We start from the raw sequence: 21,748 nt of genomic DNA on the forward strand, positions 1-21,748 counted from the left end.
GGCTGGTTGCACATGCCCACAACCACCAATTTGACCCAGCTTTATCAGGAGTACCGACATGCGATGACCGCCCTCTCCTACCGGCTGATCGGCTCCTGGTCGGAAGCGGAGGATCTGGTGCAAGACGTGTTGGCCGAGCTCCAGCAGAACGAGCAACTGGACGACATTCGCCAACCCAAATCTTATTTAATGCGCGCGGTCGTGAATCGCAGTCTCAATGCGCTGAAATCGCCACGGCTGTCTCGGGAGACGTATACCGGGCCCTGGTTACCCGAGCCGGTCTTCGATCCGGGGCTGGAGACGCAACTTGACCGTGTGCTGCGGGAAGAACAGGTCTCTTATGCGTTTATGGTGTTGCTGGAGCGCCTGACTCCCGAGGAGAGGACCGTCTTCGTGCTAAGAGAATCGTTCGCCATAGAATACGAGGAAATCGCTGACCTCTTGGGAAAAAGCGTCGTCGCCTGCCGCAAACTACTGAGTCGGGCTCGGCAAAAGGTCAAATCGGAGCCCGCGATGGCCGCAGCCCCCGCTAACGATCAGATGGCGGAGACTTGGTCCCGCGAGTTTTTGAAAGCGGCAAAAACCGGGGACTTCGGCCCGCTGCTGGAATTGATCCGTGAGGATGCGGTGCTGATTTCTGATGGAGGCGGCAAAGTTCGGGCAGCGATCAATCCGATTCTCTCCAGAGCACGGGTTATTGCCTTTTGGCAAGGTATTCAAGCCAAAGGCACTCTGCAAGGCGACTGGGTACCGACACGGATCAACGGGGAAACAGGGTTGGTTCATTACCGTGATGGAAAGGTCGTGCACATCATCATGTTTGAAGGGGATGCGCAGGGACGAATCCGGCGGTTCTACTTGGTCAGCAATCCTGATAAATTAATTGGAGCTCCTCCACCCAGTCACAAATAACTCCCTTCCCTTGTCTTACTTATGTAAGCAAATCATTTTCCAATGGAGGGATTAGGGATGAAAGTCAGAATGGATCATTATCAAGCCAACCCCAGTGTGTACCAGGCGATGAGCCAAATGGAACGGCAAGTTACAGAGAGCGGCCTCGATCATGTCTTATATGAGCTGATCAAAATCCGCGCGTCTCAAATCAACGGTTGCGCGTTCTGCCTTGATATGCACACCACGAAAATGCGCGAGCTGGGCGAAAGCGAGCAACGCATTGCCTTGGTCAGCGTGTGGAGGGAATCCCCATGCTATACCGACCAAGAGCGTGCGGTACTTGAGCTTACGGAAGCCGTAACCCGGATCGCCGACAATGGCGTACCGCAGGAAGTGTATGACCGGGTTCGCAGCTTTTTTAGCGAGAAGGAAACGATGGATTTGATCTTGGCGATTAACGTCATCAACTGCTGGAACCGCATCGCTATTTCCACGGGAATGTTCCCCGGTTGCCGTGACTAGGTGAGAACAATCGGCAAAAAAAGACCTGAAGGAGATAACCTCCCTCAGGTCTTTGCGTTATTTATTGCTTTGCTTTCAGGTGAATCATCTTGCTGCTGAAATCGCCGCGCACCGAAGCCATGGACAAGCCGGCGTTCATCAACCGGTCGCCGCCATACACTTCGCTGCTTCCGGCCACTTCGTAATCCTTGGCCGGGTCAAGTCCTTGCAACTTGACGCTGCGCAGCGGTCCGTTAGGTTCTGCCAGGACGCGGAAATAGAACAGCAACGCCTCGTTCTGATCCGGGCTGACGAACATCCACGCCGTCTCATTGCCTTCGAACGGGCTTTGCAGACGATACAGATCCCCTTGCTGCACCAATCCGCGGATTTCTTTGTAAATGGCGATCTGACGTTTCGCCGTCTCCTTCTCTTCTTCCGTAAACCGAGTGAGATCTAGCTCATAACCAAAATTACCGGACATGGCTACATCCCCTCGGAACGTCAGCGGCGTTGTCCGCTCAACTTGATGGTTTGGCACCGCCGAGACGTGTGCGCCCATCGTCGACACCGGATATACGATGCTGGTGCCGTATTGAATTTTCAAGCGCTCCGCCGCATCGGTGTCATCACTCGTCCAAGTCTGCGGCATGTAGTACAGCATGCCAGGATCAAATCGGCCGCCGCCGCCGGAGCAGCTTTCGAACAATATATGCGGGAACTCGCTAGTCAGACGCTCGAGGAGCTCGTACAGCCCCAGCATATAACGGTGGGCAACCTCCCCTTGCCGCTCCGCCGGGCTGACTGCTGAACCAATCTCCGTCATGTTCCGGTTCATATCCCACTTCACATACGTAATCGGTACCGTCGAAAAAATGGTGCTTAAGCGCTCATACAGATACTGGCGCACATCGCTGCGCGACATATCCAGAATCAGCTGGTCGCGAGCTTCCGTACGCCGCCGATCCGGAACATGCAGACACCAGTCAGGATGCGCCCGGTACAGGTCGCTGTCCGGGGAGACCATCTCCGGCTCGAACCAGAGGCCAAACTGCAGCCCGGTGTCCTTCACGCGGCGAGCCAGATCCGCTAGTCCATCAGGCAGCTTGCGGCGGTCCTCGAACCAGTCGCCTAACGAGCTATTATCCCGGTCTCGCCGACCAAACCAGCCGTCGTCAAGCACAAACAGCTCGATGCCCAGTTCGCTGCCCGCCTTGGCAATCGCCTCAATTTTGTCCGCGTTGAAATCGAAATACGTCGCTTCCCAGTTGTTAACGAGAATTGGCCGTTCTTGGTCACGGAACTGCCCGCGGCAGAGTCGAGTCCGGTACAACCGGTGATAGGTGCGGGACATGCCTCCCAGCCCTTCGGCAGAATATACCAGCACGGCCTCCGGGGTTTGGAAGCTTTCGCCCGGCTCCAGCCTCCACGTGAAGTCGAAAGGATTGATCCCAATCTGAACCCGGGTTGTCCCAAACTGCTCCACCTCGGCCTCAGCGGTAAAGCTGCCGCTGTAAACCAAGCTGAAGCCATAGACCTCACCCTGCTGCTCTGTCGCATCCGGCCGCAACAGCGCCAGGAACGGGTTCTGCTGGTGGGAGCTCGAACCGCGGCGGCTGCTGATTCCGGTCACACCAGGAGCGAGCCGTCTGCGTTGGACATGGCGTTCGCGCGCCCAAGCGCCGGATAAATATAATGCGTCGTAAGCTGCATCCGGGAAATCTACCGAGGCGCTGAGCGCCCGCTCCAGTTGAAGCGGCTCGCTGCTTCCGTTCGTCAGCCGAGCGGAACGGGCGATGGCGTCAAACTCGGCAAACACGGTGTAGCTCAGCACAACGACGAGTCCAGAAACACGGTCTTCCAACTCCAACTCGAGCGTTTCCGCCTCATGGTCTTGCTCGACATACACGGCAGGCAGCCCCTCCAGCGCCGGTTTTCCCGGAACAATCCGGTGGGAGCGATACGTCAACTCCGTGGCCCGCGTACCGTTCGCCAGCCGCACCTGATAAGCCGGACTCCGGAAATCGCTTGTGCCGTACTGCGGATATTCCTGCGGAAGAGAATCCAGTGAAATGGACTTATCCTCAGGGATCGGGTTCGGACTAAATGAGGCGCGTTCCTGGAAGGTCAGCAGCTGATCGAGGTTGCTGCCATGGCGCAGCTTCGCCCCAAAATAAGCGTGGGCAGGATACCCGTGAACCAATTGAATGATGTAACTTGTATTGCGGGATTGCAAATGGAAGAGACCTTGCGCTTCATCGAAAAAGATAGGCATTCTCGATCCTCCTGGTAGGTTTCTTATCTGAATTGGAATGGCGTTCATCTTCTTCCATTCTACTATCAACCCCAGGAGGAGTAACGAGAATAAAGTGATCTTCTATATGGATATTTGTGATTTATTCTGGCTTCGCCAAACTCGTTCTGTCGCTCAGCAAAGACTTCGTCGCACTTCCAAATTGCCGAGCATAATAACGGTAGGACAGCAGGATGCCGATATGCAGCAAAGCCAATACCAAGGCGACATTGGAATACACGGCGGAACCCTCAAATGGATTTAGGGGATTCCAATGTGACGTCGCTCCGAAATCTACAGCTTTGCCGTAAAGGCTGATGGCCACCGTGCCGGACAGGAAGCTCAGCATCGACAACATCCCCATGCCAACCCCCGTCAGCTCTTTGGGCAAGGTGCGGGATATCGTGTTGGACAACGCTAACTGCATGAACATATGCCCCACATTCCCAAGAATGAGAATCGCGGCAACCCAACCCGCCGCTGCCCCGGACACCCCGGAGTAAAGCAAGAAGCAACTAATGAGCAACGACGACGCCAGATAAAACACAAAGGCATTGCCCTTGGCATCTGCCAGCTTGCCTCCCTTCCGTCCAAGGATGGCCGAAACAGCAGCCCCCGGCACCATCGCAAATCCGATCCAACCGGCAGGAAGCCGGTTGACTTCAGCCAACAGCTGCGGCGTAAGGAACGGCAGCGCATACCCAATCCCCATAACCATCGCTGACAACATGAGACCAAACGAATAGCTTACATTCCGAAAGAGCCGCGGGTTCACAAACGGTTGCCGGGCACGCACAATGCGCCATACAAACAGCAGAAACCCGATGAAGCTGCCGACATACAGCTCCCATCCTCCATAGGTCACCGCAAGCAATAACAATGTAACCGTACCGGCAAGCAAGCCTCCCCCAAGCCAGTCGACTTGGACGGATTGAAGCGGTTCATCGCTGAGGTATTTCCGGTAAAACGGCAACGTCACCAGCATCAGCATCGGCACGCAGAACAACCATCGCCAATCAACTACACTCACTAGCAGTGCAGATACAACAGGCCCAAGCACGCCGCCGATGGCAAGTCCTGTAGCGGTAATTCCGAGCGCGTATCCGCGGCGTTCCGCAGGGAAATACCGCACCGGTATAATCATCGCTGCAGCTGGTACGACAGAGGCTCCAGCGGATTGCAGCGTGCGGCCTAGCAAGACCATCCAATATGCCTGCGCCGATAGTCCGATTAATGAGCCAAGGCAGAACAGGATAAATCCAAAGGTCAGCAGTTTTTTCAATGGAAAAGCATCGGCCAATTTCCCATAGATCACCGAGCCGATGGCATAAATCAGCCCATAAATTGTGGTTACCCAGCTGACCTGAGCCACGGACAAGCCAAATTCCTCTTTTATATCCGGAAGTACAATATTAAAAAGCGTGGCGCCCATGGATGATAAAGTCATTGTAAACGCCAAGATGCGGATCAGTTTTTCACTCGCAGCAGATATGCCGGTAGAAACAGCATTTTTCATTGCAATCTCCCTTCCTATCGATCTCCTCACCACTTATTGTATGATTGAATAATAATAATGAAAAATATATATTAAATTATATATTCATACACTTGAGGTTATCGATTAAAGTAAACCAGAAGGAGTTGATGTCGAGATGGAGCTGTTGCAATTGGAATATTTTCGTACTGTTGCTCGTTTGGAGCATATGACCCGAGCCGCCCAAGAGCTGCATATCGCCCAGCCGGCGCTCAGTAAGACGATCTCCAGGCTTGAGGAGGATCTGGGGGTGCCGCTGTTTGATCGACAGAACCGTCAAATTCGGCTCAACGCTTTTGGTAAAGCTTTTCTGAAAAAAGTGGAGACTGCGCTGGATGTTTTGGAGGAAGGGCGCCGAGAGGTGGCAGATCTGGCGGGGATGGAGCGCGGCAGCATCCATTTTGCGACCAATGCGCTAGGGCGTATTACAGGGGCGCTGGGAGCCTTTCGCGAGGTTTATCCGGAGGTTAATTTCCGGATTCTCCAGACGTCTCCCGCATCCGATGAAGAGATGATCCAACTGCTTGAAAGCGGGGAGGTCGATCTCTGCTTCACCGCTTCCTCCCTGGATTATCCGGGGGTGTGCGAGCAACCGGTGCTAAATGCCGAAGTGTTCTTAGCGCTCCCCCCCGGTCACCGGCTGGCGGAACACGAAAGCATCCGCCTCGAAGATGTGGCGGATGAATCTTTTATTGAATATAAGACGGGGCATCCGTTTCGTAAAATCAACGAATCGTTCTGCCATGCTGCAGGCTTCCGTCCGCGCATCGTGTGCGAGGTCGATGAACCCAGCGCGCTGGGCAGCCTCGTTAAAGCGGGATTAGGCGTTGCGTTCATGCCAGCCTGTTGGAAGGATGAACGCCCTGGCTACCCGATGCTGCGCATCGAAAGCCCGGATTGCCGGCGCATTTACTCCGTTGCTTGGCTGGAACGGCGTTACTTGTCTGAAGCAGCACGGCGCTTCCGTCAGTTCCTCAACGAATATTTCAGCGAGGCTTTGCCTCTTGCGACTTAGCGATGACTGCCGCGCGGCGGCCGCTTCAGTACATAGAAGCCGGCCAACGCCGCAGTCACCAGCGGTAAGTACTTGATGCCTCTGAGCCAGGAGAGATCCCCGCGAAGCAAGGTAACCGCACTGATCGCAATGATTTCACTGAGTACCAACCCGCCTATTAAACCACCGATCAAGGCAACAACAAACCAAAGTGTTTTTTTCATCGTAAAGTTCCTCCTAAATTCTGTCGAAGATTTGATTTCATTAGTCCGGAAGATTCCCGGATTTCGTTCCCACGCGATACGGCGTCGTCAAGCCTTCATAATTCACCATCATTGTCATCCCGTTAGCTGCATGGCCCAGATTGTGACAATGTTCCATCCACAAGCCTGGATTATCTGCTTGGAAAGCGACTTCGTATTCCTCCCCGCTGAACAGGAGAACGCTGTCCGCATAAATGGGACTGCCGGTCAGCGGTTTGCCGTTCTTGGTCAAAATCTTAAAGACGTGGCCGTGCAAATGCATCGGGTGCGGACCGCCAAATGTATGCTTAAACCGGATTTTGATCCACTCCCCTTCCTTCACCAGGATCGGGGGGATCTCGTGAAATTTTTTGCCGTTAATATCAAGAATCCCGAGCTTCAGATCATAGACCCGGTCGAACTTCATCTCCGAACTAATCCCGTCATCCAGCGGAGTACCATAATTCGTAAAGTCAAAATCCGGCGCATCTTTGCTCAGTGCTTCCGGCGTCGGCCCGCTCCCCAGCCGAATGTTCCAAGCTTTGTGTTCTTTGCTGTATACCTTGACCTGCCCGCTTGCCGGCATCGTAAACAGCACATCATACCGCTGGCCCCCACCGATCGGAATCCATTGCTCCCGGAGCATCCCTGGGCCATTCAGGTCTTGCCCATCCATCGAGATGACCTGAAACTCGGCCCCGGCTACCCCGATCCATTGGACTTCACTATATGCGTTAATCAGCCGCAATCGAACCGTTTCTCCTGGTGCTGCATCAAGCTGCACCCCCTCGTTATGTCCATTGGTCAGCTTCCACTTCTCGTTCAGCAGCTGCAAGGTGACCGCATAATCACGATCGTATTTAAACGCCTGCTGTTTGGGCTCAACGATCAGTCGGCCGATCAGCCCTTTGCCTGCCTGCTCCGAGCTTTGCTGATGGGAATGATACCAGTAGGTCCCAGGATAACGCGCGATAAATTCATAAGTAAATTGCTCGCCGGGCCATACCGCGTCCTGCGTGACTCCCGCAACCCCGTCTTGGGAGCAAGGCAGAATCACCCCGTGCCAATGAATTGTCACCCCTTTGTCGATATCCTGGTTGGTCAAAGTGACTCTGACACGTTCCCCTTCCTGAACCCGTAGCTCCTGCCCCGGCGTCGTTCCGTTGAACGTCCAGGCCTCTGTCTGTTTTCCATTGTCCAAGGTCATGTTCGTCTTCGCTGCTGTTAACGCAAAGCCTCTCACCTGCTCTCCTGCGGCAGGTTGGGCCTCCTGCCGGGAGCTGCGAAAGTCAGGATCGGTTGGAGTCATAATGGTGACCGCACGCGTCGAGGAAACTGATAAAATAATCGGGCTGGAGGTAGGTGCTGACGACTACATGACCAAGCCGTTTTCATTGCGGGAACTGGCGGCCCGCATCCGTTCGGTACTGCGTCGAATTGAGGGGAATTCGAGCGCCGAGACGTTGCTGCAGCGAGGAGAACTAACGATTTCGGAAGCGCAGTGCCGCGTATGGAAGCGGAATGAGGAAATTGCTTTGACCCCCACGGAATTCAAGCTGCTGCTGACGCTCGCCGCCAAACCGGGGATCGTCTACAGCCGACTTCAGCTGCTGGCTGCCCTGGAAGATGACTTCGCCAACGACGAGCGAACCGCCGACGCTCACATCAGCCGCATCCGCAAAAAAATTGAGGATGATCCGGCCCATCCCGTATACATCAAGACGGTTTACGGGTTTGGTTACCGGTTTGAAGCACCGCAGTCATGACGGTTTCCCGCAAGCTGTTTCTCGTCATTGTCGCATTTATTTTTGGGGTTAGCCTGATGTTTATGTTCTTCATCTATTTCACGATTCGGGACTCGTTAGAAGTGATGCTGCAAACCTCGAGGACAGGGGAGCTGGATCAACTGGAGGAGGAACTCGAAGCCTATTATGAGCACCATGGAAGCTCTTGGGCGGCACTAACTCCTGGGGATTTGGCACGCCTCGCCCCTGAGGGCAGGTTAGAGCCAAGCATCGGCCTGATGGATGTCGACGGTCAAATGCTGGCGATCAGCAGCCCTATCGATGAGCGACTCTTAACGCGTTTAGGCATTCATCGTAAACTCACCCGCCATGACCAAGTTATTGGTTGGGTTTATTACTATGACTTGGATGTAGCCAATTTGTCCAAGCTCCGAATCGGGACACCGATCTCGGTCCTGTTTTTGGTTGGAGCCGGGGCGGTGATATTTATCCTGCTTTCACTGGGCATGGCTTATTTCGTCTCCCGCTGGCTCACTTCTCCCCTGCGGCGGCTGGTGCCCATTATCGACCGGCTGGGCCGCGGAGAATTTGGGATTCAAGCCCCGGTCAGCTCCAAGGACGAATATGGCAAGGTGGCCCAAGCGATCAACGACATGTCCGTGCAGCTGGCAAGGGCAGAGGAGGTGCGCCGCAATCTCGTTGCCGACGTCGCCCACGAGTTGCGTACACCGCTCACAATCGTGCGCGGCAAGCTCGATCTCCTGCAGCAAGGCGGCGGTGAGATTCGCCCGGAGAACTTGCTGCCGATTCAGGACGAGTTGATTCGTCTCACCCGGCTCGTCGGCGATCTGCATCAGCTGTCGCTAGCAGAAGCTGGCAAGCTGCCATTGGATCTTCGACCAACGGATATGGGCAACCTGCTGCGGGACGTTGTGGAGCGAGTCAGCTGGGAAGCCGAAGCCAAGAACATCGCTGTTTCCTTCGAGGAGTTAGTGCCTTGTGCGGCGGCCTACGCTAACAGAGAGCGGATAATGCAGGTATTCCTGAACCTGGTGCATAATGCGATCCGGTATACCCCGGAAGGCGGACAAGTCCAACTATCGATGCGGGAAGTGGAAAACATTCTGAAGGATTCACACGCTCCAGTCCGGATGCTCCAAATCCGGGTTCAGGACAACGGTCCAGGCATTGCGCCTGAGCATCTGCCTTATTTGTTTAACCGCTTCTATCGTACGGATGAGGCGCGGTCCCGTCATGCCGGAGGGATGGGGCTGGGGTTAGCCATTGCCAAGGAGTTCGTCACCAACCACCAAGGCACCCTGGAAGCGGAAAGCCGCCCCGGTGAAGGGACGGCTTTTATCGTCACATTGCCAATTGCGCAGTAAGGCATTGTGCGCTGTTATTTTTCGTGAATGCTTGACTTATTACGTGGACCAGGAACAGTTGCTTCGCGAGCTTTCTCTTTGAGTATGATGGTATGCCCGGTTCGGCTGATCTGTTCGTAGAACAGCAGCGGCTCTCTCCGGAAGAAACGCTTGGCAACATGAATGGCGAAGCCGACATTCGCGACGAGAATGATGATGGCTAACAGAATCCGGAATAAGCTTGGCACGTAGTTATCCGGAAAAACCAGCAGTCGGTTCAGGCCAAACACCCCCCAATAAAGCAGCCCATAACGGACCACCAAGGGCAGCAGTCCTGCGGGTTGCCGCTCGCCGCTGGCGGACAAGAAGTTGTATACGGCGGCGGCTACTCGACCGGTTGGCCTGCGCTCTCCTTGAACTGCAGGAAGACCAACGAGTTGAATTCGGACCAACCATTTGCCGGGGGTGCGTCCGCCGGTCAGGTATGGGATGAGCATGAAATAAATTCCCGTGGACACGAAGTACGCTTGGTTGATGCCGATCTCATGAATGAAGGTCATCAATATGCCCAATAGAATATAGTCAAACATTAAGGCCAACCCGCGCCGGGTATAGGATACGCGCTTCGTTGTCAGGTCCACTCCGCGGTCCAGATGCTCAATTCGCGGCAGATACCGGGACAGCCATTCGGCTAACAGGAATCCAAGCATGCCCCCAAGCGTGTTGGTCATCAGATCGTCGACATCGAAGACGCGGTAAGGGTGATCGTAGATCCCGTAGATACCAGTCAACTGCGTCACTTCAATGAACAAGGACAGCAGGAATGACAGGATCAGGCTCGCAATTGGACCGGAACGAAAATAATACCGAAGCATCATCCCAAACGGCACCGTCAAAGCCACGTTCAGGAGAACCTGCCAAACTGCCCGCTCCTGAAGCAACCGCCAATAGGTCGACGGCTCTCCGGGAACAATCGAGGTCTCCTTCATAATGTCATGGATAAAATGAAAAGGGATTAATTGCAACGCCCCGCCGCTGAGCGGTAGATTGTGCCGGCTGGCCGGAAGCGGCAGCATTACAAGGAAGATCGCATTCATCAAATAGAGCAGGAACAAATAGAGTACCAATGCCCGTACCTTGTTGACATAACCATGCCGCCTATATTGCACTACGAGGAACGGCAAAGTGAACAGCAGTGCCGCAATTGGAAATACGCCAAAAGCGAACGTAACAGGATATAAATAGCTTTTAAACATCACGCTTCAAACCTTTCAATTCCGGGGTTTTGTTCCGTTATCTTAACATAGAACGAAATTCATTTCGTTTAAGTTTAGTTTAAGATGAAGTAAATTTGTTCCACGTACGCAATCCGAAAAAAAGTAAGCCCTAAGGAAATTGGATTTCCTTGGGCTTACTTTTTTATTCATATGATCATTTTACCGCTCTTCCGGATGATCCACATTCTCTTGCTGCTCCTCTGTACTGGAGGTTGGATTCTCTTCCCTTTGTGGCGCGGGCGCTTGGGAAGCCTTCAGTTCCGCTCGGCGGCGTTCGCGCTCCTCCCGGTTCTTCCGGCGTTTGATCCAGATTGGGATGACGATAAGGGCAGCGATGGCAAGCGGCGGCAGGGCCCCTGCAGCAAATACAACAAGCCACTGGAAGAAGATCGACAAAATGTCGATGCTGCCTGTCAAGGCGTTTTTCATCCGCTCCAGCAAAGGTGTATCATTACCCGATGCCGCGGTCAGCTTAGTTGGATCCGGCTGGTAGAGGCGAATATCAATCGTTGAATACGACACATTGCTGTCAAGATACCGCATTCTCCCTTTAATTTGCTCGATCTCCGTTTGAATGCGCTCCAGCTCATTCACGTATTCAACCAGTTGCTTGGTCTGGGTCGCTTCCTCGACGAATTTCAAGTACCGTGCTTCCATCGCCTGCTTAACCTTTAACCGAGATTCCAGATCAACGTACTCCTCGGAGACGTCCTGTCCCTGGATGTTTCGCTGCAATGACTCCGGCTTTAGTGCCTCTAGCCGATCGAGGAACGAAGAGAAGCCCGACGCCGGAACTTTAATCACAAAGTTGCCGCCCAGCTCATGCTGCGATTGATTCTCGGAAAACTCAACAATGTAGCCGCCCGCCAGCGTCACCAGATTGCGGATCTCGGATTGCGCCTTGGCGTAGTCCTTCACTTCCATCACAACATGTGCCCGGTAGATCAGCTTGCGGTTGAGCCCATTATCAGTATTGGCTTGCTGAAATCCCGGCGCGGAGTTCGCCGCCGCGCTGTCGCTCCCTGTACTCCCGGCTGCCGCTGAATCCGGTGCAGCCGAACCAGAGGCAGGCACGGCGGCTGTATTGGCTGCTGTCTCAGCTACGCCTGCTCCATCCATTTCGCTGTCCGCCCAGTTGCTTTGATTCATCGCTTCTTTCGAAGCCGTCGAATCTGAAGCAGCGTTATTGCTCGCACTTCCGCAGCCGCTAAGCAGCAAAAGCAGAAGCATCGTAATAACGCCCCAAACCGTTAGCTTTATTCCCCTTTTCCCCATCGATATGACCCCCTGTGTGGATTAAGGTTTCAAGAGTTCCGCACGATGCCGGCTTTGTCGGATTCATCTGTATGTCACCCTGCGGCGTCTCTTACCTATCCTAACGTGAAAGGTCTACCAAAAGTTGCCTGTCCTGTGAAATAAAAAAACGTCCCGCAAAGGCGGAACGGTTGATTGGAGTAAACCTATTCTTCATATTTGCGAATGACGATGACAGCGTTATGTCCGCCGAATCCAAAGGAGTTGGATAACCCGATCTTCAGCTCAGCTCGGCGCGCTTCATTTGGCACGTAATCGAGATCGCATTCCGGGTCAGGGTTCTGCAGATTGATCGTTGGCGGGATGAGGCCTTCCTTCAACGTTTGGACCAGGGCAATCGCTTCTGCACCGCCAGCGGCACCAAACATATGACCTGTCATCGATTTATTCGCCGTAATCGGAATACGATAAGCGTATTCGCCAAACGCCTTCTTAATCCCCTTCGTCTCTCCAAGATCACCGACGGGGGTGCTTGTGGCATGGGCGCTGATCACATCAACCTGTTCCGGCGTGATCCCCGCCGAAGCAAGCGCCCGCTTCATCGCAAGGTAGGCCCCTGCACCTTCGGGATGCGAAGCAACCACGTGGTAGGCATCGGAGCTGGCGCCGTAGCCGATCAGCTCGCCATGGATGCGCGCTCCCCGACGTAGTGCGTGCGACAGCGACTCAAGCACCACGATCCCGGCGCCTTCGCCCATCACGAAGCCATCGCGTTCCGCGTCAAACGGCCGACTGGCTTGCTCCGGTGCGTCGTTCCGCTTGGAGAGCGCAGTCGCATTCCCGAAGCTGGCCAGCGCCAACGGATGCACTGCCGCTTCGGTTCCACCGGCGATCATCACATCGGCTTCACCGCTTCGGATCAGCCGGAACGCTTCGCCGATCGACGAATTGCCGATCGAGCAAGCCGTAACGGGAGACAACGTCTCACCTAACGCGCCGAACCGGATGCTGATCTGAGCTGCCGCCATATTGGAGATCATCATTGGCACCAGACTTGGGCTCACCCGATGAGGTCCGCGATTCTCGAGCACTTTCACGTTATCCGCCAACGTTTCAATCCCGCCGATGCCCGAGCCGACATATACACCAAAGCGCTCGCGGTCGATCAGCTCCGGATTGAGATCCGCATCCTGAATTGCTTGTTCAGCGGCAAACAACGCGTATTGACAGAAAAGGTCCATTTTGCGAGCTTCTTTCCGCCCGAAGATCCCCTCGCCGTCAAACCCTCGAACCTGCCCAGCGATCTTGGTGCTGAAATCTGCCACGTCAAAACGTTCGATCTGCGAGATCCCAGAGCGCCCTTCCTTTAACCCTTGCCAAAATGTATCTACATCATTGCCCAGCGGGGACACAATCCCCATTCCGGTAATAACCACTCGTTCCATAAAACATCCTCCTTCAGGCATTTCATACATAGGAAGTACAAACTTGTTATCTATTGTAGCTGCAAAGTATCCTATTACAAGTTTTTAGTTATCCTAGTATAATTGATAACATCATAAGCGCGTTTTTCCAGGAGGAACTCTGCCGATGAGCACAGAACCGAGATTAGAGGCTTTATCCAAATTTTTAAAAACGCAGCGCGCCAAGCTGCATCCCCATACCGTAGGCCTTCCAGCAGGCTCCCGCCGGCGAACGCCCGGCCTGCGCCGCGAGGAGGTCGCCCAGCTCGCCGGGGTGAGCACGACATGGTATACCTGGCTGGAACAAGGCCGGGATATTAAGGTATCTCCCTCCGTTCTGGACGCAATCGCCGGAGCGCTTAGACTCAACGCCGATGAACGCAAGTACTTGTTCGACTTGGCGTCCGACAGCGGCTTTCATCCCGATTGGGTTGAGAAGGAGCCGGTGATTACCCCATCGCTCCATAAAATTTTGCGAGAGCTGAAATATTGCCCGACGATCATCTCCGACCGCCACTGCCATATCGTAGGTTGGAATCCTGCTGCCGCCCAAGTGTTTGTCGACTTCGAACATATTCCAGAGCAGGATCGCAACCTAATTTATCTTCTGTTTGCCAAGAAAGAGCTGCGCAGCCTCGCCGTGAACTGGCCCGATTTCGTCCGGGGGTTCCTGGCTATCTTTCGCGCCTATTATGGACAATATGTCGCCGACCCTTGGTATTCGCAATTTATCGATCGGATGTCACAACAATTCCCGGACTTCCACGATCTTTGGAATCAAAGTGAAGTCAGTGCGGCTCCAGAGGTCATGATCGAATTCCGCCATGCCAAAGCCGGTAAAATGCTATACAATTTAACCTCACTTCAGGTTCAAGGAGATGCCGATTTACGCTGCAGTGTGTATACCCCAATCGAAGGAACCGCAACCGAATCGAAGCTAAAAAAATTGCTGGAAGATACCTTTGGCAATTGAGTATTGACAAACCAGGAAGAAATTCGTATTGTGATTCATAGTGATGATAGTGAGAATCATTATCATAAATATCTGAACAAGGAGAATCACTATATGAAGAAGCTGTTTATTCCCCTCATTTTAGCCTTCACGGTTTTGGCAGGTGCTTGCGGTAATGAAACAACACAGCAAAATTCAGCGGCTAATGCAGCGGCCAATACCTCATCGGAAGGGACGGCAAATCAGACGGGCGGAAACGACTCCGCAGGAACGGAGACGGCTTCCGGCACGGTTACATATCAATCGGAGAACGGTCCGATCGAAATTCCTGCCCAGCCGAAGCGCATCGTGGCTCTATCCTACGCTCCCAACGTTGTGGCTCTGGGTGGAACATTGGTGGGCGTTGACACCTGGACGATGAATAACCCTCTGTTTACCGAGAAATTAAAGGACGTCGCCATCGTGTCCGAAGACAATCCAGAGCAAATCTTCGCTTTGGAACCGGATTTGATCATCGCCGGATCGCATATGAAAAATCTCGATAAACTTAGCGATATCGCGCCAACGATCGTTTATACCTGGGGCAAACTGGACTATTTAGCCCAGCAAGTCGAAATCGGAAAAGTGCTTAACAAGGAAGCTGAAGCCAAAGCTTGGGTTGAGGATTTCACGAAGCGGGCCAAAGCTGCAGGTGAAGAGATTAAGGCAAAGATCGGCAAAGACGCCACCGTGTCTGTACTTGAATATGATACGAAGAACTTCTATGTATTTGGGGACAACTGGGCTCGCGGAACGGAACTGTTGTATCAGATGATGGAGCTGAACATGCCGGAGAAAGCCAAACAAGATGCGTTGGGCCCGGGCTACTACACCTTATCCAACGAAATCATTCCTGAGTACGCCGGAGATTACATCGTATTAAGTCAGAACAAAGAGGCTCAAAACGAGTTCTTGCAATCGAATACGTGGAAGAATATCCCGGCCGTCAAAAACGGCCATGTGATTGAGATCGATACCGCCGCTTCAACCTACAGCGATCCGATCACGCTGGAGTATTTGCTGGGAATCTTCAAAGAAGGATTCCTCTCATTGCCTTAACGCTGAAGTAGATCAAAATGAAAAAGGGATGTACCCCGCTATGGGGCACATCCCTTTGTTATCTGGTTAAATAAACTCGATCCACTCAATCTCCAGCCCTGGCTTGATATAATCAAACTTCAGCTCGTAATCGCCCTCCGTCAGCTCAATCCGAAGCTGCTTCTGCGTCACCCATCTGCCGAGCGTACCGTTCGTCTGTACGGTAGTCAAGAGCTCACCGTTCAGCAGCAGATTGCAAGCCGACTGCGACAAGTTCATCGCTTCGTATCGGATATGCGCAGTGACCGTGTACACCCCAGCCTCTTGAACCTTCACCACCGCAGTTTCAGCATTCGCCAAAACCTTGGCGCTTTGTGAACGAGACAGCGTATATACGTTCACTCCTGCGCTGGCAATCGGAAGATCGCCTTGAGCGGCCTGGATTAGGCGGACTTCGTGAACCGGTTTCGGTTCCCGCGCTAATGCTGGGGCGTTCAGTAAGAATCGGCAAATATTCATGGCGCACCGTTGCAATTCTCCCACCGTCAAGGTTCCGTTGGCTAACGCTTCCAGCGTATTATCCCCCAGCGAGTTGATTTCCGCCCCATCGTTGTTCACGACCATATACAGATCGTTCTGCGCGCGTACCATAAAGGACGTGTTCTTCAAATCAGCCGGTCCGCCTTCTACGCAGTCGTTCATGACCGCCCACCAGTCCGTCATGACAATGCCCTGATATCCCCATTCATTGCGGAGAATCGTCGTATTCAGATCATAGTTGGAGGCCGCCCAATGCCCGTTCACCGGGTTATAGGAAGTCATGATCGATGTGGCTTCCCCTTCTTTGACCGCCATTTCGAAGCCCTTCAAATAAATCTCGCGTAACGCGCGTTCAGAGACGACCGCATCCACTTTCGAACGCGCCTTCTCTTGGTTATTGCCGGCAAAATGCTTCACCGTTGCGGACGAACCGCCCTTCTTAATGCCCCGTGTTACCGCCGACGCAAAGCAACCTGTCAAATAAGGGTCCTCGGAAAAATACTCGAAGTTCCGTCCATTTAACGGATGGCGATGGATGTTAATCCCCGGACCAAGCAGGGTGTCGATTTCATTTTGCAGGAGCTCTTTGCCCTCCAGCACATACAACGATTCTACGAGGTCAACATCCCAGCTGGATGCCAATAACGTTCCGATTGGCAGCTGAGTTGCTTTCAAGCCGCTGTCCATACGGATGCCGGAAGGGCCATCGGCGGTACAGGCCACCGGGATTCCGTACTCCAACAGGTTCTCTCCCACTCCGCCAAAAGCGGAAGCTGTTCCAGGTGTCACCTTCGGACTGCTCATGCCCTCGCCGCGTACGATCGTAGCCAGGTCCTCATCGCTCAGTTGGGCAACGAACTCCTCTAGGCTTGCTTTACCGGCTTGAACGTCCTTTAATTTAATTCCGCGGTTCCCCGTTTGCGGATAGGCTTCCGGCAGTCTGCTTTCGATGCGTTCCTTCAGCGAAATAGTACGTTGAGGCACTTCCTCCCGGACGATCTCATACGTCCCATCTGGCTTCCGGCTACCTGGTTTCAACCGCGAGAAACGTTGCGTTGGCGCTGCAGCTTCCTCCAGTTGCTCCACAACCATCAGTTCTGCCAACTGGTAGGCTGCTTTCCCGTCCACTGTTACCCGCTCCGTATTTCGGATGCTGTTACCTACATGAAACTCATAGTCGCCAGCTTCCAACACATAACAGGATTTATGCCCGGTATAGCCGCCATCATCATAGGACGCCATCCGCCGTACCGGCAGTTGCAAGGTCAGCACATCGGACTCCCCGGGCTGAAGCAGCTTCGTTTTCGCGAACGCTCCAAGCGCCCGGGCCGGTTTGCCCAATACGCCCTGCGGGGCTTCATAGTATAGCTGAATAACTTCTTTCCCGCTAAACTCCGAGCCGGTATTCGTTACCTCCACTTGGACCTCCAGTTGGGCATCTGTACCTGCTCCTTCGAGCTTCACCCCTTGTACTTTCCAGGCAAAGGAGGTATAGGAGAGCCCATATCCAAACGGGAACAGCACCTTGTCCGGACAAAATGTTTCGAAGTAGCGATAACCTACATAAATATCTTCTTCATAGAGATTCCGCTCTTCGCTGCCAAAGTTGGCTGTGGATGGATAATCTTCAATGTGATGGGCAATGGTATCCGGCAGCTTACCGCTCGGCGTGACATCCCCCGAGAGCAGGTCAGCTACGGCGTGACCGCCAATCATCCCGCCCTGCCATACGAACATCACTGCCCGAATCCGACCTTGATGGACGGGATCGTTGATCCAGCTCATATCGATGACATTGGCTACGTTCATCAACACAGCCACTTGATCGAAATGCCGGGTAACCGTTTCCAGATTCAGGCGCTCTTGTTCCGTCAACCGGTAACTTCCCTCGGTATCGGCGTTATCCTTATCCTCACCGGCCGTCCGGCCGATGATAACGATTGCCTTGGATGATGCTTGCTTCGCTTGCGCTACGATTTCGTCGGTTAAAGGCATTTCCTTCTGACACCAAGGCTCCGCAGCCCAACCGCCTCCGCCGTTATCAAACGGATTCTCGGCAATCCACTGCTCATATTGCTTCGCCAGTTGTTCATTCACTTGGATGCGAGGATTCGCCCGTAGTCCGTCCAAAATGTTGACGACATAAGGGACGTTCACCGCACCGCCAGAGCCTGTCCCGCTGCGATAGTAATCAATTTGGCATCTGCCGAAAACGGATACAATTTCATGCGCTCGAATCGGAAGCATAGCGTTTTCATTTTTCAGCAGGACGCCGCCTTCCGCTGCCGCAATTCTGCTGTACTCGGCGAAACCTTCCAAAGGAACGCCTAACATCGATTTGCTCATCTCTCTCTTCTCTCCTATCCGTTAGTAGATCCCAGCTTGGGATACATCAATAATAGTCCTAGTTTTTACTATACCAAAACCAACGTGAGGTTGAATAGAATAACGTACATTGGGATTTTGAAATTTAAGCGAAAAAATTAGCATAAATAAAGATGCCCAGATAAGGAATCACCCATAATAGCGGCAGCAGATTCCACCAAACCGCCGGTTTGTACTTGCCTTTGGCGAAATAAGTCCAGCCCAGGATCAAAGCGAGCAGCAGACCACCAGGATACGCCTGAAGATACGCGAATAACGCTCGCATGCCTGGGTGGACCCCTCCTGAATCATGGAAGAGGTAGGCGGAAATGCCAAGCACAATCAACCATGCCACGGAAAAAAACGCATAAATGAGCTGCGACACAATTAGAAAAATGAAGGTTTTTCGTTTAGGAGACATGGGAGTCCCGCCTTCCGTTCAGGAATCGCCTCACGTTAGTCGAACCATACTTCGGTGCTGTGCCGCATCTCAAACAGGCGTTGAATCTGTTTGGGCGTATTTCGTTCAAGCGATAAAGGCGAAAGCTCGTCACGACCGAAAAATCCGACCTCCAAAGTTTCCATTCCAGCTTCTGCGTGACCTCCGCCGATCTCGCACAAAATAAAGATTTTGTAGATATGGTACGCCTCCGGGGGATGATCGTGGAATTTCTTGTCCAACACCGCCATTAACCGCACCGGAACGACGGTAAGACCGGCTTCCTCCTTCACTTCTTTAACCGCAACCTCTTTAGGCGATAGACCGATGTCGGCCCAACCTCCCGGCAATGACCACGCCCCATCAACTCGTTCTCGTACGAGCAAAATTCGGTCATCCTGAAACACTACGCCGCGCACATCCACCTTAGGGGTAGCATAGCCGGTTTCATTGGCGAACAGCGCTTTAACCTTCTCCGTCTCCACTTCGGTATAACGGCTGACAATTTCCACGCTCAGCTCACGCAACATCTGAAAGCGTTCAAGATCGTACATGTCTTTGGAATAGGCCAGCCCAGCCTGACTAATGGCCTGAATTTGCTTAGCCCACTCCAGCCATTGCAGCTGCGGAATCGAGTCCGACATCTGAATCGCAACCTTTCGGATAGAAGTCTAAATCCACTGTACCACCATAGAAATCATATATGCAGCAGGGAAGATGATCAGTTGCGCCGCTAATGTTCCGAGAAACCTCGCGCCCATCAACATATATAGATCCTCCCCAGCATTTTATTCAGCTTCACACCGGCATAGCGTATGGAATACGACAGCGTCTCCGCCGCATGAATAATCAACGTTAAGATGCATACGATTACCAGATAGGTGGTCACTTTACTTCCCTCTCCAATAAACTTCCGCTATTTTTCGTTGCCATGTTTAAAATGTCCCGTGGCTTTTGCCATGATCAGCTGGGCTTCTTTGGGTGTCGCCGCGCTTTGAATCCGCGTGATAAATTTCTCCGCTTCTTTCCCAGAGAGGGTGGTGACCATGCGCCCTTTCCAAGAAATGAACACCTTTCGATTTTTCATGATTTCATAAGTGAAAATCTCTTCATCCAGACGATTGCGTTTGTCAACGTTCCCCAAAATAAGCCTCCATGTATGAGTTAGATTTTTTTCACATATTTGGCCATCATGGTGCGATAATCGAACAGAACTTCTTCTTTTTCTTCGGTATATACAAATCCATTGGATTTATAAAAGAGCGTGCCGATGTCGTTCTCACGTTCACACCAGGCGTAAATTTCAGTGATTAATGGGTTCAGACGAATTAATTCATTCAGCAACTTTTTGCCAATGCCCTTGCGCTGATGCTCTTTTAAGATATAAAGTCGAGTCAGCTCACTAACCCCTTCATCATCCGCTTCCGACAGTTGGCCAAACCCAACGATCTCTCCTTCCCATTCCGCGACCAGGAACTTCCGCGCGGCTTGCGCTTCGTCCAGTGTGATGCTTTGCTCTAAGCTGCTCTTGGCATAGGCGTGGGTCAAATACGTGGCGATAAAATGCTCCGGATAAATCATTTCATAAGTGCTGTTCCAGGTTTCCACAGCTACCTCTCGAATGCCGTCGATGTCGTTCAGTGTTGCCGGACGGATCAGCAGTGAATCCATCAGCTTCAATCCTTTCTGTTTCGTAAATAACGGGACCCAGCTTCGGATATGGACCTATCTCCAGCCGGGTCGTATATCAATAACGTTTCACTATACAAATTACTTCTTACAAAAACTATGATACACTGACCTCAACCGAGAAAGCTACCCCTATTCATGAAATCGCTTTCTTTAATACCAATGTAGTCGGCAACGCCTTGTCTAATGCGTTTCCAAGCTAAATTTCATCTTCAGGATATCGACGAATGTTGTCAGTTTCACAAACCATATACATAAGAACAAAGGAACATGATCAAAAAGCTGGTATTCCCAACTTAATACAGAATTGAAGAACACGTGCTACGCTTATCTGGTCACGAATCCCATGAAAAATAACTGGAGGCGATGAACTTGCTGGTGAACAATGTGAATTGGCGGGAATTAGCCTTTCATCATATCCCGCGTATGCTCATTGATGAACACGAGCCGTTCCGTCCCATTCGGGTTGGCGTTACGGTGCTGACGGAAACCGGTCCGTCTCCTTCATTCAAACGAATGTTGTTAGTGGACGGGGAGCGTGTTGGATCGGTTATTGAATATGCCGTCTACTGGGACTACGATATTACACATCTTTACGATCTGGAGCATATGTGGATCTTCCTGTCTCCACAAGGTGCCGTTGTCGATTGTGAAGCCAGCTTTCATGGAAGATACCTCAAAGGTATCGCTCCCGGCAAAACGAACGTAGGGCCAGATGGACGTATCAGCTTATATTGCCAGCCGGGAAAACACGCCTTCTCTCCAATCCGCGATCTGTTCGAGCTGCTTCCCGACCTGCACCTGGCAACCGGAGCACATGCAGGAAAAGACGGCGTTCTGGAGCCCGACATGCTGCACGGCATGTATAAGACGCTGCCCGAGGCGGACGCACTCGCAACCGAGCATCTTCGCGGCTTCCAGTTTAATATTGCCGGCACCTACCTTCCTTTTGAGTGGTCCCTCGACATGCTCGTTACCTGGGAAGAGCTGAAGCGGGAAATCCCCATCCGGATGAGGGATTTGCTGAAGCGGCTACATGAGTTGAAGCAATCGGGATCGTCAGTCCAAGAAGCGATCCACTAAGCTAAAAAGCCTTCCTGTCCGTGGTAACCGCTTGGACTGGAAG

Annotated in this window: 21 protein-coding genes and 2 pseudogenes; 9 read left to right on the forward strand and 14 right to left on the reverse strand. The window is 52.7% G+C overall.

The annotated features are described in order from the left end of the window. Positions 1–12 precede the first annotated feature (12 nt). Complete coding sequence (locus tag RW092_RS02700) at positions 13–912, forward strand: sigma-70 family RNA polymerase sigma factor (RefSeq protein ID WP_316009441.1); 900 nt, start codon at positions 13–15, stop codon at positions 910–912. A gap of 57 nt (positions 913–969) precedes the next feature. After that, entirely contained in the window at positions 970–1,416 is a 447-nt protein-coding gene (locus tag RW092_RS02705) for a carboxymuconolactone decarboxylase family protein (RefSeq protein WP_316009442.1), read from the forward strand. Positions 1,417–1,477: 61 nt separating this feature from the next. Here RW092_RS02705 and RW092_RS02710 read toward each other — a convergent pair whose 3' ends face one another. Next, positions 1,478–3,670, reverse strand: coding sequence for an alpha-galactosidase (locus tag RW092_RS02710; RefSeq protein WP_316009443.1), 2,193 nt, complete (start codon positions 3,668–3,670; stop codon positions 1,478–1,480). Between the two features lie 121 nt (positions 3,671–3,791). Beyond that, positions 3,792–5,120, reverse strand: coding sequence for an MFS transporter (locus tag RW092_RS02715; protein ID WP_316009444.1), 1,329 nt, complete (start codon positions 5,118–5,120; stop codon positions 3,792–3,794). Here RW092_RS02715 and RW092_RS02720 point away from each other — a divergent pair. After that, positions 5,119–5,256, forward strand: coding sequence for a hypothetical protein (locus RW092_RS02720; protein WP_316009445.1), 138 nt, complete (start codon positions 5,119–5,121; stop codon positions 5,254–5,256). The two genes, RW092_RS02715 and RW092_RS02720, sit on opposite strands and share 2 nt — an antisense overlap. 84 nt (positions 5,257–5,340) lie before the next feature. Beyond that, positions 5,341–6,237 carry a LysR family transcriptional regulator gene (locus RW092_RS02725; RefSeq protein ID WP_085279051.1) on the forward strand — a complete coding sequence of 299 codons (897 nt, stop codon included), beginning with the start codon at positions 5,341–5,343 and terminating at the stop codon, positions 6,235–6,237. On the opposite strand, the gene RW092_RS02730 is transcribed toward RW092_RS02725, so the two are convergent. Together RW092_RS02730 and RW092_RS02735 are read right to left on the reverse strand one after the other, a co-directional pair. Further along, entirely contained in the window at positions 6,234–6,440 is a 207-nt protein-coding gene (locus tag RW092_RS02730; protein ID WP_016312513.1) for a DUF5957 family protein, read from the reverse strand. The two genes, RW092_RS02725 and RW092_RS02730, sit on opposite strands and share 4 nt — an antisense overlap. A gap of 40 nt (positions 6,441–6,480) precedes the next feature. After that, positions 6,481–7,767, reverse strand: coding sequence for a multicopper oxidase family protein (locus RW092_RS02735; protein ID WP_316009446.1), 1,287 nt, complete (start codon positions 7,765–7,767; stop codon positions 6,481–6,483). Between RW092_RS02735 and RW092_RS02740 the strand changes: the two are divergent. Beyond that, positions 7,715–8,224, forward strand: a pseudogene (locus RW092_RS02740) (winged helix-turn-helix domain-containing protein); the annotation flags it as partial. The gene RW092_RS02735 and the pseudogene RW092_RS02740 overlap by 53 nt on opposite strands. Next, positions 8,221–9,588: a sensor histidine kinase gene (locus tag RW092_RS02745; protein ID WP_316009447.1), complete on the forward strand. Its 1,368-nt coding sequence runs from the start codon at positions 8,221–8,223 to the stop codon at positions 9,586–9,588. The pseudogene RW092_RS02740 and the gene RW092_RS02745, both read left to right, overlap by 4 nt. Before the next feature lie 14 nt (positions 9,589–9,602). On the opposite strand, the gene RW092_RS02750 is transcribed toward RW092_RS02745, so the two are convergent. From RW092_RS02750 to fabF, 3 genes are all read right to left on the reverse strand, one after another. Beyond that, a complete protein-coding gene (locus tag RW092_RS02750; RefSeq protein ID WP_016312517.1) occupies positions 9,603–10,823 on the reverse strand; it encodes a VanZ family protein in 1,221 nt (406 codons plus the stop codon). Between the two features lie 180 nt (positions 10,824–11,003). After that, complete coding sequence (locus tag RW092_RS02755; RefSeq protein ID WP_316009448.1) at positions 11,004–12,119, reverse strand: DUF4349 domain-containing protein; 1,116 nt, start codon at positions 12,117–12,119, stop codon at positions 11,004–11,006. A 185-nt stretch (positions 12,120–12,304) separates the two neighbouring features. Further along, positions 12,305–13,543, reverse strand: a complete 1,239-nt coding sequence (gene fabF, locus RW092_RS02760) for a beta-ketoacyl-ACP synthase II (protein WP_316009449.1) — start codon at positions 13,541–13,543, stop codon at positions 12,305–12,307. A gap of 145 nt (positions 13,544–13,688) precedes the next feature. Between fabF and RW092_RS02765 the strand changes: the two genes are divergently transcribed. Further along, positions 13,689–14,534, forward strand: a complete 846-nt coding sequence (locus tag RW092_RS02765) for a helix-turn-helix transcriptional regulator (protein WP_316009450.1) — start codon at positions 13,689–13,691, stop codon at positions 14,532–14,534. A gap of 93 nt (positions 14,535–14,627) precedes the next feature. Beyond that, the gene (locus RW092_RS02770) at positions 14,628–15,611 is read left to right on the forward strand and encodes an iron-hydroxamate ABC transporter substrate-binding protein (protein ID WP_028537825.1); all 984 of its coding nucleotides are present in this window, start codon (positions 14,628–14,630) and stop codon (positions 15,609–15,611) included. A 66-nt stretch (positions 15,612–15,677) separates the two neighbouring features. Here the strand turns inward: RW092_RS02770 and RW092_RS02775 are convergent, their stop codons facing one another. The 7 genes and pseudogenes from RW092_RS02775 to RW092_RS02795 all read right to left on the reverse strand — a co-directional run bounded on the left by RW092_RS02775 (position 15,678) and on the right by RW092_RS02795 (position 20,604). Further along, positions 15,678–18,476 (reverse strand): glycoside hydrolase family 3 protein, encoded by a 2,799-nt coding sequence (locus tag RW092_RS02775; RefSeq protein WP_085279044.1) that lies wholly within the window; start codon positions 18,474–18,476, stop codon positions 15,678–15,680. Positions 18,477–18,600: 124 nt separating this feature from the next. Then, the gene (locus RW092_RS02780; protein ID WP_127575531.1) at positions 18,601–18,780 is read right to left on the reverse strand and encodes a hypothetical protein; all 180 of its coding nucleotides are present in this window, start codon (positions 18,778–18,780) and stop codon (positions 18,601–18,603) included. 170 nt (positions 18,781–18,950) lie between these two features. Then, positions 18,951–19,577 (reverse strand): NUDIX hydrolase, encoded by a 627-nt coding sequence (locus RW092_RS02785; protein WP_316009451.1) that lies wholly within the window; start codon positions 19,575–19,577, stop codon positions 18,951–18,953. Between the two features lie 27 nt (positions 19,578–19,604). Beyond that, positions 19,605–19,700 carry a DUF2837 family protein gene (locus RW092_RS23745; RefSeq protein ID WP_127575530.1) on the reverse strand — a complete coding sequence of 32 codons (96 nt, stop codon included), beginning with the start codon at positions 19,698–19,700 and terminating at the stop codon, positions 19,605–19,607. Positions 19,701–19,717: 17 nt separating this feature from the next. Next, a pseudogene (locus RW092_RS23750) lies at positions 19,718–19,822 on the reverse strand (DUF2837 domain-containing protein); the annotation flags it as partial. Positions 19,823–19,849: 27 nt separating this feature from the next. Beyond that, positions 19,850–20,077 (reverse strand): hypothetical protein, encoded by a 228-nt coding sequence (locus tag RW092_RS02790; RefSeq protein ID WP_316009452.1) that lies wholly within the window; start codon positions 20,075–20,077, stop codon positions 19,850–19,852. A 20-nt stretch (positions 20,078–20,097) separates the two neighbouring features. Next, on the reverse strand, positions 20,098–20,604 hold the full coding sequence (locus RW092_RS02795; RefSeq protein WP_127575529.1) for a GNAT family N-acetyltransferase: 507 nt from the start codon (positions 20,602–20,604) through the stop codon (positions 20,098–20,100). Positions 20,605–21,000: 396 nt separating this feature from the next. Between RW092_RS02795 and RW092_RS02800 the strand changes: the two genes are divergently transcribed. After that, a complete protein-coding gene (locus RW092_RS02800) occupies positions 21,001–21,705 on the forward strand; it encodes a hypothetical protein (RefSeq protein ID WP_316009484.1) in 705 nt (234 codons plus the stop codon). Positions 21,706–21,748: the final 43 nt, after the last annotated feature.

Source organism: Paenibacillus sp. 3LSP (assembly GCF_032465655.1).
GTDB lineage: Bacteria > Bacillota > Bacilli > Paenibacillales > Paenibacillaceae > Fontibacillus > Fontibacillus barengoltzii.